The organism is Bradyrhizobium sp. i1.15.2, from assembly GCF_040548425.1.
GTDB lineage: Bacteria > Pseudomonadota > Alphaproteobacteria > Rhizobiales > Xanthobacteraceae > Bradyrhizobium > Bradyrhizobium canariense.
In genome coordinates, this window is sequence record NZ_JBEPRQ010000005.1 from 26037 (window position 1) to 37841 (window position 11805).

Here is an 11805-nt window from a genome sequence, read left to right on the forward strand (position 1 = left end):
TGATATTGTTCGATGATTCTAGAAATATGGGAGAAGCCGAATGAACGCTAAGACGGTCGCCATCGTCGGGGCAGGGCCTGTCGGCCTCGCAGCAGCTGCGCACGTCCTGGAGCGTGGCATGTCACCCCTCGTGCTGGAGGCAGGATCCGAAGCGGGGCACGCGGTGCGCCAGTGGCAGCAGGTCCAGCTCTTCTCACCGTGGGAATATAACATCGACAAGGCCGCGGCGCGCCTGCTGGCGCCGACGGGATGGAATTCGCCGGACCCGGGCTCCTATCCGACGGGTGGCGAACTGCTCGATCGATATCTGACGCCGCTTGCGACGCGAACGCCACTGCGCGAGGTGATCCGGACGTCCAGCCGCGTCTCGGCCATCAGCCGCGTCGGCTTCGATAAGGCGAAGACGAAGGGGCGTGAGCAGGCGCCTTTCGAAATCCGCTACCAGAACGGCAAAGGTCCTGAAGTGCCGCGCGCGGATGCCGTGATCGATACATCAGGCACATGGTTCTCGCCCAATCCCGCCGGAGCTAATGGCCTGCCCGCGATCGGCGAGCGCGAATGCGCCGGCCACATCGCCTATGGCATGCCCGATGTCCGTGGTGCCGGCCGCGCCAGATATGCCGGGAAGACTGTTGCGGTGCTCGGCGCCGGCCATTCCGCGGTGGGCACGCTGATCGATCTCGTGCATCTCGCCGAGGAAGTGCCGGGGACGCAAGCGATCTGGCTGTTGCGGGGCGCCGATCCCGCCAAGTCTTTTGGCGGCGGCCGGAATGACAAGCTCGCTGCACGCGGAGAGCTCGGCTCCACCTTCGCCGCGCTCGTGGCCGCCGGGAAGATCAGGGTCGAAACCGGATTCAGCGTCACGCAACTGTCGGACTCCGAAGGCCGCCTCGAGATCGCGGCCGGCTCGGGTTGTGGTGCGCGAAGTGTGATCGTTGACGACCTGATCGTCTCGACGGGCTTTCGTCCCGACTTTTCATTCCTGTCCGAATTGCGCCTGCGGCTCGATCCCGCCATCGAGGCGCCGGTCGCGCTCGCGCCGCTCATCGATCCCAACGAGCACAGCTGCGGCACGGTGCGCCCGCACGGCGCGCGCGAGCTCGCGCACGATGAGCCGGGCTTCTACATGGCGGGCGTGAAGTCGTATGGCCGCGCGCCGACCTTTCTCATGATGACAGGATATGAGCAGGTGCGCTCGATTGCGGCCGATCTCGCCGGCGACAAGAAAGCCGCCGCGAGGTTGGAGCTCGTGCTGCCGGAGACCGGCGTTTGCACGCGCGGTGGCCTCGAAGCCGCCGGGGCCGCATCAGGATGTTGCGGTGGGCCGGCGAAGCAGGAACCAACGGCGTGTTGCGCCGCCGACGAAGCGGCGAAGAAGGCCGGCGCTTCGGGGTGCGGTTGTTCATGAATTTAGGTCTTGCAGGAGAAGCCGGAGAGTTGCCCATTGTGGTTGGTACGCCGTGTCGAGCTGGGGGGAGGACAGCATTCGTAAGCTGAGCGGCCGGTCCCTGATCGCGGTGATGTGCATCGGCCAGGTCGGCAATCTGCTGCCGCATGTGACGCTCTCCGCGAACTTGGCGCAGCATCTGATGCCGGCGTGGGGCCTGTCGGCGGCCGAAGGCGGCTTGATGGCGAGCGGTTACGCGTTCGGCTACATGCTCGCCGTGCCCGTGCTGACGACGTTGACCGATCGGATCGACGCGCGGCTCGTCCTGCTCTGGGGCTCGATCGTCAGCGGGTTCGCGACCGCAGCTTTCGGCATTTTCGCGCAGGGGTTCTGGTCGGCGACCGCGATCTGGTCGCTTGCAGGGCTTGGATTTGCCGGCGCCTACATGCCGGGCCTGAAGGCGCTGACAGACCGGCTTCCGGCTGGCGACACCTCGCGCGCCGTCACGCTGTACACGTCGAGCTTCTCGGTCGGGGTCGGCCTCTCGTTCCTGGTCGCGCAAGTGATCGCCGACCGTTGGGGATGGCGGACCGCTTTCCTTGTCACCGGCTTCGGTCCTATCGCAATGGTCGTCGCGTGCCTTCTGATGCAGGCGCAGCGGCCCGCGCCGAAGGCGGGACGTCTGTTGAACTTCGCGCCTGTCTTCGCCAACCGCGAGGCGCTCGGATACATCTTCGGCTACGGCGCCCATTGCTTCGAGCTCTACGGCATCCGCACCTGGCTGGTCGGGTTCTGGACCTTCGTCGTCGCGCATCAAGGTGCGCCGTCGTGGTTGAGCCCCGTCGTGCTGAGCTTCTGCTTTGCGGTGATCTCGATGCCGGCCAGCATCCTCGGCAACGAGGCCGCGCTGAAGTTCGGCCGCCATCGCGCGATCACGGTCGTGATGATCGCGTCGGCCTGCGTCGCACTGATCATCGGCCTCAACGCGACGGCGCCGGCTTGGGTGCTCGCACTGCTGCTGCTCGTCTATGGCCTGACCGTGCCGGCGGATTCCGGCGCGTTGACCGCCGGCATGTCGGCCGCGGCCGTAACCGAACATCGCGGCGCGACCCTGGCCCTGCATTCGACGGTCGGCTTCGGCCTGTCGGCCGTCGGCGCCTGGGGCACCGGCGCCGCGCTCGACGCAGCCGGCGGTCCGCAGAGCGCGACCGGGTGGCTGCTCGCGTTCGTTGTCCTTGCGGCTGGTATCGCGTTGGGTCCATTCGCGCTGCTGTGGGCGCGGAAGGGCCAGTCTGTTCGGGCGCAATCGGCGTGAGGTCGCGCAATTCTACTCGGCAGTGAGAATTCGATCGAGGCGCAATCGATGTCGATGATCGGTGAGAAGGCGAGCGCCTCCCGTCACGGCGGCGAGAGTTCCCAATCCCGTTCCGCCGGCGATCAAGAACATGATCAAGAGCTGATACTTGACGGCGTCGATCGGTTCGACGCCTGCAAGGATTTGACCGGTCATCATCCCCGGCAAAGAGACAAGGCCGATCGCGGCCATGCTGTTCATGATTGGCGTGAAGCCGCTTCTCAATGCGTCCCGCAGGACCGGCAGCAACGCCTGATAGCGGGTCCCGCCAAGAGCAAGGCAAGCTTCGACGGCGGCTCGTTCGCGGACCAGGCTATTCGTCAGCACGTCCAGGCCCAGGCTTATTCCCGTCATGGTGTTGCCCAGGATCATGCCCAACAATGGCAGCGCATAGCGCGGATGATACCACGGATCCGGGCGTACCTCCGTCAGAAGCGCGAACATCGTGACGGTCCCGGCCGCGAGCAACATGCATCCCGCCCCTAAGCCATAGCTCCAGATACCCGGCAGGCGTCGCTTTTGCCGAGCGACGATTTCCCGTGATGCGAAGAGAACCATGGCGACGGCGGCGAGGGCGGTCCAGAGCGGCGAGACCACGGCAAACAGGAACGTCAATACGTATCCGACGAGTATCAGCTGAAGCACCATCCGCACGGTGGCGATGGCCAGCTGCTTTTCAAGCTTGAGGCGGAGAGCAAGCGAGAGCGCGCCATCCATGACGACAAGGAGCGCGGGCAGAACCAAATCGCCGTATGCCAAGTGAATGTAACTCACGGCCGATTTTCCTCGATTCCACCGTCGGCATTCATCACAAGGACCCGCGACCCGACGCGGCGGGCCTGAGCGTTGTCGTGAGTGCTCCAAACGACACTCGTTCCATTCGAAATGCGTTCCGCGATCAAGGATTCAACGGCCGCCGTCGATGCCGAATCGAGGGCCGATGTCGGCTCGTCCAGGAGAAGAACCCGCGACCTCAGCATCAGCGCCCGCACCAGCCCCAGCCGTTGTCGCTCGCCGGTCGAAAGTCTTTGGATCGGCCAGGGACCGCAACTGCGCGGCAACCCCAGTCTCGTGACCAACGGTAAGGCATCATCCCAGCCGCTGAAGTGGTCTTGCACGATGTCGGACCACCAGCCCGGTTCGGCGGCGAGATAGGTCACTCGCTTGCGCCAGGCCGGGGCAGGCATCGCCTCCCTGAGCGTTCCGTCCAGTTTGACCATTCCTTCGTTGGGATCGAGATCCGCGATCGAGCGAAGGAGTTGGGTCTTCCCTACGCCGGAGGGCCCTTGCAGGGCGACGCATTCGCCGTCCTGCAAGTCGAATGAAACGGAGATGTGCAAGCGCTTGAGCGCGCGGACCGTGAGCATGTGTCAAAGCTTGCGCCGGAGCCGATCGGCAACCCGCACTGCAATTTCCGCCGGCGCCTCGTCCGGATAAGGATGCACCGAGCTGACATTGATCTCACCGAGGACATAGCTGTCGGTCCCGTCGGGACGGACCGGGCCAAGCATGAAGTCGGCGTCCCAAATCGCAGGCAGGTCAAGTCGCGGAATATCCAGCAACGACGTCAGCTGGGGCGTCCACTCGTCCTCCATCAACCGACGCAGCCGCTGGAAGCGCGGGTCTGCGTTGGACGCATAGAGCCGTGGTCCGGCCCCGGAACGGGCGGCCGGCGAGTCCACCAGGGCCTTGACCTTGTGATAGCCGAAGCCGGCACAGCGATCGCCCGCCATGTAGCAACGCAACACGCCTTCGCTCAAGCGAGGCTGGAATGGCTGATCGACCACGCTGCCATTTTCGAAATACTCCGCGCAACGGCGGACAAAATCATCCAGCGTCAGTTCCTCGGAGCCATCCCTGGTTGCGTCCAGCACCTTTATCATTGGAGAAGCCGGCAGCTTCTCGACCTTCCAGACGCCTTGGCCGCCATTGCCCCGGTTGCGCTTGATCACGCGCGGACCGGCGGCGAGCCGCGTCGGTAACTCGGCGCGCATCGCCGCAGCGGTTTGATATAGAGTGGTGTCGCTTCCCCAGCCCATCGAGCGGGTACGATACAGAACCTCCTTGGTGCCCATCTTGAGGATGACATCGGGATGAGCGCTGACCCACACGCCGCGTGCGGCGACGTCGCGCAGCAATGCGTCGAGACCAGCGCGATCCCGACCGTCTTGAATGGGGTTGACCCAGACGAGCACGCCGTCCACCCCGAGCAATTGTTCACGGACGTCCTCGGCGAAACTTTCATCATAGATCGCCGGGCGCGCCGCGATACCGACGGCGGCGAGGGCTTCGAAAAGCTGCGCGAAGCGGCTGTTTTGTGCCGTCGCGTCGCGGCGCGCGGCAGCGTCTCCGCGTGAGAGGATGGCGACGGTGTGTTGGTGAGAAGGGTGTCGTTCGGTGTCCATGCGCAAGCTCCACGAATGGCGTGCTGCGCAGAGCTTGGACCGAGGCCTCACGGGGAGTCTGCTTTGTCCCCACGCAAAGGACACTAGCGGGGCCGTCCGCGAGTTTCAAGATGTGGCTGGCGCGGTTCCGCGGAGCAGTGAATTCTTCGTGACGTTCGCCGGCCGCTTTGGTGGGCAGCCCGAAGCTCCCGCCGGTTGACAGCTCCCGCCCGGGGGCTTTTACTTGGGGCTCGGGGATATGCGATCTCCCCGTGAGGCGACATGCCCAAGCATCGCGTCCTGATCACCAAGGGCGCAGCATGTCATCATATACCCCCGATTTCATCCGTCAGACCGGCTCGACTTTTCGGCACGGCGTCCGCGCCGGTCGCATCGCTGTGCGCATCGATGCCCGCCGCCTCTTGCGCCGTGTGGGTATCGCGTAGGGCAAGATCGCGAAACGGACTTCACCTGGGGCAGGACAAACCAGGAGAATGGTCATGCGAACACGAACAATCTTCCGCACGGTTCTGCTGCTTGCGGTCGCGGGCGGGCTGTCGAGCGTGCACGCTCTGACGCAGGAGGAACTCGTCGCCAGGATCCAGGCGGCCGGCTATGCGCAAGTCAGCGACATCAAGTCGACGGCCGAGGGTATCACCGCAAAGGCGGTGAAGAACGGCAAGGCGGTGACGCTGGTCGTCGACAGCAGCGGTCAGGTCAAAGAGCGAAACTAAGCCTAGGGAGCAGCACGATGAAAAGAATCATCTGGGCCGTGGTCGGCATTGGCATCTGTCTTCTTGCATTTCGCTTCGGTCCATTCGTCCCGGCATATGCCCAAGATGCCGACTGGCAGAAGGTGGACGAGACCCTGGGCCGCAAGCCCGCCGTCTCGGACGACGTCCGCCGTTACGGCTTTCCCCGCAGCGATCTCTCCGTGACGTTGGACGGGGTTGCGATCAAGCCGGCGCTGGCTCTTGGCGGCTGGATCGCGTTCAAGCCTGCGCATGGCGGCGCAATGATCATGGGCGACCTCGTGCTGCTCGAGACCGAGATCAATCCCGTGATGGCGAAAATGATTGCGAGCGGGCTCGAGATCACAGCCGTGCACAATCATCTGCTGCGCGCGAGCCCGGCCACGTTCTACATGCACGTCGCCGGACACGGCGATCCCGTCAAACTGGCCTCGGCGCTCCATGATGCCCTGGCCGAAAGCAAAACCCCGCTGACGGTCACGGCGCCGGCGAACCCGCCGCCCGCCATCGACCTCGACACGGCGAAACTTGACCAGATCATCGGAGTGAACGGGAAAGCGAATGGCGGCGTCTACCAGTTCAACGTGAAGCGGCGCGACCCCGTCACGGAAGACGGCATGTTGCTGACCCCCGTCGCCGCGATGGGCGTCGCGATCGCCATCAATTTCCAACCGACGGGCACGGGCAGGGCGGCCATCACCGGCGACTTCGTGCTGACCAGCGACGAGGTGAACCCGGTCATCCTGGCGCTTCGAACGCACGGAATCGAGGTAACCGCGCTGCACAGCCACATGCTGGACGAACAGCCGCGGCTCTTCTTCATGCACTTCTGGGCCAACGACGATGCCCTCAAGCTCGCAGAGGGCCTCCGTGCGGCGCTCGACAAGACGGCGAGCACGAAGGGCTGATGCATGGACACGCACATGAACAAGCTCATGGGCAAGCTTGCGCTGGCATCCATGCTGGTTTTATTCGTGGGAGGGAACGCCATGGCCGAGACCCTGAATTTCGACAACGCTGCTGCCGGAACGTCGCCCGACGGATGGACCTTGACGATGACCGGCAAAGGACAGCCGAAATGGACCGTGGAGGCCGAGGCGACGGCGCCCAGCAAGCCGAACGTTCTCAAGCAATCGGGACGGGCGACGTTTCCCCTCGCCATCAAGCGCGATACGGCCATCCGCGACGGCTTTGTCGAGGTGAAATTCAAGGCCGTCGCCGGCTCCGAGGATCGCGCCGCGGGAGTTATCTGGCGTGCGAAGGATGCCGATAATTACTACGTGGTCCGGGCTAACGCGCTGGAGGACAATGTCGTGCTGTACAAGACGATCAAGGGCGTTCGAATGTCGCTTGAGATCGTGGGTCGCAAAGGCGGCTATGGCGTCAGCGCGCCGGTGTCATCCGGGCAATGGCACGTGCTGCGCTGCGACTTCGCAGGACGTCGGTTCAAGGTGAGCTATGACGGAAAGCAATTGTTCGAGGTGGAAGACGCCACCATTCCGGACGCCGGCATGATCGGCCTGTGGACCAAGGCAGATAGCGTGACCCTGTTCGATGATCTGACATATGGTGAGACCAAATAGGCGTTTGGTCACCTATGCCGGAGATTGCCATGAACGTTCGATGCCTGTCGGTCGCGACGGCCCTGCTGATTGTGTCCATCTGCCCACTGCGGGCGGAGGAAGGTCTGGTCGCCTACAAATCGCTCGGTCCGGAACTGGCGCTCGATCTTGCGCGCGCTGCGTTGGCGAACTGCCGCACCCGTGGATACCAGGTTGCAGTTGCCGTCGTCGATCGCTTCGGCGTCACGCAAGTGATGTTGCGCGACCGCTTTGCAGGTCCTCACACGCCCTCGACGGCAGCAGGCAAGGCGTGGACAGCCGCCTCGTTCAAGACCAGCACGACCGAGCTGAACGCGATCAGCCAGCCGGGCATGATGCAGGCGGGCATTCGCAACCTTCCCGGAGCGGTCGTCATCGCCGGAGGACTGATCGTCGAAGCCGGCGGCTCCCTGGTCGGCGCGATCGGCGTGTCCGGCGCTCCGGGCGGCGACGCGGACGAAGCGTGCGCGAAAGCCGGAATTGACGCCGTACGCGACAAGCTGGACTTCTGAGGCGTAAAGATCGCGGTCAAAAAGTCCTTCAGCCTTTTCGCGAGCCTGGCGGCCGTCTGATCCGCAGGGATAAGCAGACGCGCCGCCTTCGCACGCTCAGGTGTGGCCGCTCATTGACAGGATTTGACGATCACCCATCGTCGCGCCAACCTGAGAAGTAACACCGTCGAGCCTCGCCAACGATTGTTCTCGATAAGCCGATGTCCGCGAGAAGCCGGTCGTCCAGTTCGAGAAGCTCGTCGTATTGGCGGCGCCGTGTGATGCCGTCCAGCAGTGCGAGCGTGAGTTTCCAGAACCATCCAGGGTTTGGAGAAGGAACGAAGGCTGAGCTGGATGCGCCGATTGAGCCAGTGGTGCTGTCGCAAGACATGTTTCACCTCCATAATGGAGCGAAACAACGCTTGGCTCGAAAGCTGGTCGGGCGGTTGTGTTTGACCCGATGGCCTTTGCTATCATGCTCGTCCTTGCCGCACAAGCGATCCGCTGATCTGGAAGCTGAAGGTGTCGCTGAAGTGCCGGTCATGCCAAAAGCGACGATCGGCGCCGCCCGTCCACATGATTCAAGCTGACGGCGATGCAAAGCATCGCACCCTGCAAATGAGTGCATCCGATCGAGGAGCGCTGATCGGAGCGCCGCCTGATGGTAGAGATCCTCGCTCCCTCAGTGGTACAACTGAGATGGGTATGCTGCCATTTGCAAGGCAGACCCTGTTCCCGCGAGATGGTCTATGGACGCGAAATCAGCCGCACGATTTAAATGGCACGCTCGCTAAAGAGGCCTCTCCAGCAGATGAGTTTCTGAGCTTGAGGATGTCGGTGGGCGATATCATCTCTCAGATAGACGCCGTGCTTCAGGACAACATTTACAAAGATCATCCCGGTCTGGATGGCATGAAAGACTGACCGTTAACGTCCGCTTCGGGGCAAATGCGAAGAACTCAACCTGATCAAACCTGGTCCGCTATGCATCGCTTAGTGGACCTGAACGAGGTGCGCCGCTACTTCGCTGATGGGCCACGGGCTGACCTGCACTAGCAGCATCCCTTTGACTCAAAATAGACTGCGAAACTCGGCGATTGCCCTGGCTACGTCTTGCCGCCTGACGTCTTCGCGCGTTCGCTCCCCACCACGTTTGAAAGAGATCGTGACTTTGTCGGGATTCGTCCGGAGCCGACAGTCTGTCTTCCATGACAAATCGCCAAGCTTGATCTCCACCAATTCTTGATCATCATACGCGCGCTCGATCGATCGGAAGATTTGCCTGGTTTCATCGATCGAGAGCATCATCGACTGTATGACCTCGGAGCCTCCGGCACCAAATGACATCAGCCACACCTCGTCCGTCGGGAGTGAAACACGAAAGTATGTCAGTCGGGACAAATCGACTAGTTTGAAGGTGCTGAAGTGCGATAACCTCCGCGACACAAGCTTGGAAATTTCATTCCGCAAGTACCGTACAAGTGTTCGCAGGTGGAGTTGGTCGCTCTGAAACACCACGAATAGGCTCCCTGAAAACAAATCGGCAACTTAGAACAATTCCCGAGACCCAGCCAAGCTAACGGCATCCTGAGGCTCGGACTTCCGCTCAGGGTCAAGAAGCGAAGAACTCGGCCTGAGCAAATCACGTGCACCATGCATCGCTGAGCGGACCTCTCTGAGCTGGGCGGTGCGCCCCCACGAGCCGCCTTGCCGCTTTGGCGGATACTCTCTATGATCGACAACTCATAGTAGCGGATTGCCTCACGAGAGGGATACGCGTCGTGGCAGGAATTCACGTTAGTCGCCGCCGCTTGCTTCGCAGTGCTGCAGCAAGCGGTCTGATGGCAACAGCGGCATCCAGCGTGATTGGTGCCGCCCGCGCCCAATCGGCGCGAAAGACCTTCGTCTTTGTCAGCGGGGCTTTTTGCGGCGGCTGGATATGGCGCCGGGTCATTGACCGGCTCGAACAGGGCGGCCACAAAGTGTTCGCTCCGTCGCTCACGGGTTTAGCCGAGCGCTCGCATTTGCTGAGCAAGGAGTTCAATCTGGACACCCACATCGCCGACGTCGTCAACCTGATCAAATGGGAAAGTCTCGACAACGTCTGTCTTGTGGCGTGGTCCTACGCGGGCTTCGTAGGCTCGGGCGCGCTCGAAAGCATCGGCGATCGCGTCTCCTCGGTTGTATGGCTTGATGCCTACATTCCCGCAGATGGACAAAGGGTGGCGGACTTCGCAGCCGAGCCGGTTCGCAAAGGCATACAGGCGGCCATCGACAAGGGCGAGGCAGGCGTCCGTGGATCGCCGACGTATCCGCCCAGTGTCGTTGCCGAACGCGATCGGGTATTCGCCGAGTCCAAGGTTACTCCGCATCCGATCGGCACCTATCTCCAGCAGGTCAAGCTTTCCGGAGCGCTCCAAAAAGTGGCGAAGAAGACATACATCCGCCTGCCGAAATTTCCTCAGCCGGCCTTCGACAGGGCACTGGCAGACTGCAAAAGCGACAAATCGTGGGCCACGTTCGAATTGCCGGACATTGGGCACATGGCCATGCTCGATGCACCAGATCGCGTCAGCGAGTTGACAGTGCAAGCCGCGTGAGATCGACCTCCCCATGAGTTAAGGTGCAGACGTCGCGCCGGAGTGCGCTATGCCCGCTTGGGTCACAGGCGTCGGTTCGGTGCTCAGCGGCAAATTTCCGCGGTGGCCCCATCAACCAACACGTAGCTGCATCGCGTCAACGGAAGCGAAAGGCCGATTGGAGGTATTGCCGGCGCAACTGATCACCTCGTCCAGGGCGAACAGCTGGGCGGGCAGATCAAAGCGGGCACGCGGGCTCATCGTTCGCGCCTTGGCTCGTTTGCTTTCGGTTGCACGTCAATGGCACCGACGTTGGGGTGACGATTGTCGGCACGCCCTCGCTGCCTCATGCCGTCGCCTCGCATCCGTCCATCAAATAGGAAAGGCTGTGTTTCATACGCGCTGGCAGCGGCCGGCTCGTGCGATCGTCCGGACGCAGTATCTTGCGCGGTAGCAGAGGTCACAGAAAGTGCCGACACGAATAAGATCGCTAGTCTCGACATGACGGGCTCCTTGGCGGAGAGCAGGAACGCGCAGTGGGATAACTCAGTCGAAATCGTAGAGAAGGAGCTGGGCGCCAAGAAGGCGGCGAGACTATGCCGAGACCATGCAATGTCGAGAGCGGCCTGTTCAGCTACGCCATCCACCGAGGCAGCCTTAGTTCTTCGTCAAGGGCTTGGGCGGCTCTTCGGCCATGGCCTCGACATCAATGGCAGGAAGCTCGCCGGTGCGGTCTTTCAGGTCTGCCGCACGCTGTACCAAGCCAGCAGCGCCCGTGGGATCCTTTGTTGTTTTTGCCATGCGCAGCAATGCCGCTGCGGCCTCACGGGCGAACTGATTTAAGCGCGACACGGTTGGACATCCGACACTTAGCTGACATGGAATGATTCAAGGGTCGAATATTCGTTCCGAATTCGGCTTAAAATGCGCACACGACACAGAAAGGACTTCAGCTCGGAGCTGGGCCAGCTGAGGTCCTTCGTGTGTCGGCACCACGTCATTTGAGGCGCGGTGGCGAATGGTGCCCAACTCAACAAGTGGTTCTTGGTTCCCGTTATCAGCCCAAATTTCGAGAAAAAACGGGCCCCAGCTCGCGGGGATGTTGGGGGGCATGGAGCTGGGGCCACTCGGGGTCGCCCTTGGGGAAGGGCATCGGGAAAACTTGGCAATCGCAGGAATGTTCCTGCCTTTTTCCAAAGAGTAAGTGTGTAGATCAACCGCACAAGCGGGGGACAATCTCGAACGAGCCCGCCATTC

General features: G+C 62.3%; 15 protein-coding genes. 9 read left to right on the top strand and 6 right to left on the bottom strand.

Annotated features, from left to right (window positions below; translation table 11 throughout):
* Nucleotides 1–40 precede the first annotated feature (40 nt).
* Both ABIB80_RS11790 and ABIB80_RS11795 read left to right on the top strand, forming a co-directional pair.
* A complete protein-coding gene (locus tag ABIB80_RS11790) occupies nt 41–1408 on the top strand; it encodes an NAD(P)-binding domain-containing protein (protein WP_354127458.1) in 1368 nt (455 codons plus the stop codon).
* 112 nt (nt 1409–1520) lie between these two features.
* Nucleotides 1521–2702, top strand: coding sequence for an MFS transporter (locus ABIB80_RS11795; protein WP_354127616.1), 1182 nt, complete (start codon nt 1521–1523; stop codon nt 2700–2702).
* Nucleotides 2703–2714: 12 nt separating this feature from the next.
* Here the strand turns inward: ABIB80_RS11795 and ABIB80_RS11800 are convergent, their stop codons facing one another.
* The 3 genes from ABIB80_RS11800 to ABIB80_RS11810 are packed head-to-tail and all read right to left on the bottom strand — an operon-like array spanning nt 2715 to nt 5146.
* Nucleotides 2715–3515 (bottom strand): ABC transporter permease, encoded by an 801-nt coding sequence (locus tag ABIB80_RS11800; RefSeq protein ID WP_354127459.1) that lies wholly within the window; start codon nt 3513–3515, stop codon nt 2715–2717.
* Nucleotides 3512–4108, bottom strand: a complete 597-nt coding sequence (locus ABIB80_RS11805; protein WP_354127460.1) for an ABC transporter ATP-binding protein — start codon at nt 4106–4108, stop codon at nt 3512–3514. The genes ABIB80_RS11800 and ABIB80_RS11805 overlap by 4 nt, the downstream gene beginning before the upstream one ends.
* Before the next feature lie 3 nt (nt 4109–4111).
* Nucleotides 4112–5146: a Cj0069 family protein gene (locus ABIB80_RS11810; protein ID WP_354127461.1), complete on the bottom strand. Its 1035-nt coding sequence runs from the start codon at nt 5144–5146 to the stop codon at nt 4112–4114.
* Between the two features lie 479 nt (nt 5147–5625).
* Here ABIB80_RS11810 and ABIB80_RS11815 point away from each other — a divergent pair, with 479 nt between their 5' ends.
* Genes ABIB80_RS11815 through ABIB80_RS11830 form a run of 4 tightly spaced genes read left to right on the top strand, consistent with a single transcriptional unit; the run spans nt 5626 to nt 7990 of the window.
* Nucleotides 5626–5859: a hypothetical protein gene (locus tag ABIB80_RS11815; protein ID WP_007593473.1), complete on the top strand. Its 234-nt coding sequence runs from the start codon at nt 5626–5628 to the stop codon at nt 5857–5859.
* Nucleotides 5860–5876: 17 nt separating this feature from the next.
* Nucleotides 5877–6785 carry a DUF1259 domain-containing protein gene (locus ABIB80_RS11820; RefSeq protein WP_007593472.1) on the top strand — a complete coding sequence of 303 codons (909 nt, stop codon included), beginning with the start codon at nt 5877–5879 and terminating at the stop codon, nt 6783–6785.
* A 15-nt stretch (nt 6786–6800) separates the two neighbouring features.
* Nucleotides 6801–7460 (top strand): hypothetical protein, encoded by a 660-nt coding sequence (locus tag ABIB80_RS11825; RefSeq protein WP_157158569.1) that lies wholly within the window; start codon nt 6801–6803, stop codon nt 7458–7460.
* A gap of 29 nt (nt 7461–7489) precedes the next feature.
* Nucleotides 7490–7990 carry a GlcG/HbpS family heme-binding protein gene (locus ABIB80_RS11830; protein ID WP_007593468.1) on the top strand — a complete coding sequence of 167 codons (501 nt, stop codon included), beginning with the start codon at nt 7490–7492 and terminating at the stop codon, nt 7988–7990.
* Nucleotides 7991–8120: 130 nt separating this feature from the next.
* Here the strand turns inward: ABIB80_RS11830 and ABIB80_RS11835 are convergent, their stop codons facing one another.
* Entirely contained in the window at nt 8121–8360 is a 240-nt protein-coding gene (locus ABIB80_RS11835) for a YjiS-like domain-containing protein (protein WP_007593466.1), read from the bottom strand.
* Between ABIB80_RS11835 and ABIB80_RS11840 the strand changes: the two genes are divergently transcribed.
* Entirely contained in the window at nt 8272–8559 is a 288-nt protein-coding gene (locus tag ABIB80_RS11840; RefSeq protein ID WP_198288337.1) for a hypothetical protein, read from the top strand. The genes ABIB80_RS11835 and ABIB80_RS11840 overlap by 89 nt on opposite strands.
* Entirely contained in the window at nt 8546–8893 is a 348-nt protein-coding gene (locus ABIB80_RS11845) for a hypothetical protein (protein ID WP_354127463.1), read from the top strand. Before ABIB80_RS11840 ends, ABIB80_RS11845 begins: the two co-directional genes overlap by 14 nt.
* 147 nt (nt 8894–9040) lie before the next feature.
* On the opposite strand, the gene ABIB80_RS11850 is transcribed toward ABIB80_RS11845, so the two are convergent.
* Nucleotides 9041–9316, bottom strand: a complete 276-nt coding sequence (locus tag ABIB80_RS11850) for a hypothetical protein (RefSeq protein ID WP_007593462.1) — start codon at nt 9314–9316, stop codon at nt 9041–9043.
* 494 nt (nt 9317–9810) lie between these two features.
* Here ABIB80_RS11850 and ABIB80_RS11855 point away from each other — a divergent pair, with 494 nt between their 5' ends.
* Nucleotides 9811–10569, top strand: a complete 759-nt coding sequence (locus tag ABIB80_RS11855) for an alpha/beta fold hydrolase (RefSeq protein ID WP_354127464.1) — start codon at nt 9811–9813, stop codon at nt 10567–10569.
* A 636-nt stretch (nt 10570–11205) separates the two neighbouring features.
* Here ABIB80_RS11855 and ABIB80_RS11860 read toward each other — a convergent pair.
* Nucleotides 11206–11400 (bottom strand): hypothetical protein, encoded by a 195-nt coding sequence (locus tag ABIB80_RS11860; RefSeq protein ID WP_354127465.1) that lies wholly within the window; start codon nt 11398–11400, stop codon nt 11206–11208.
* Nucleotides 11401–11805: the final 405 nt, after the last annotated feature.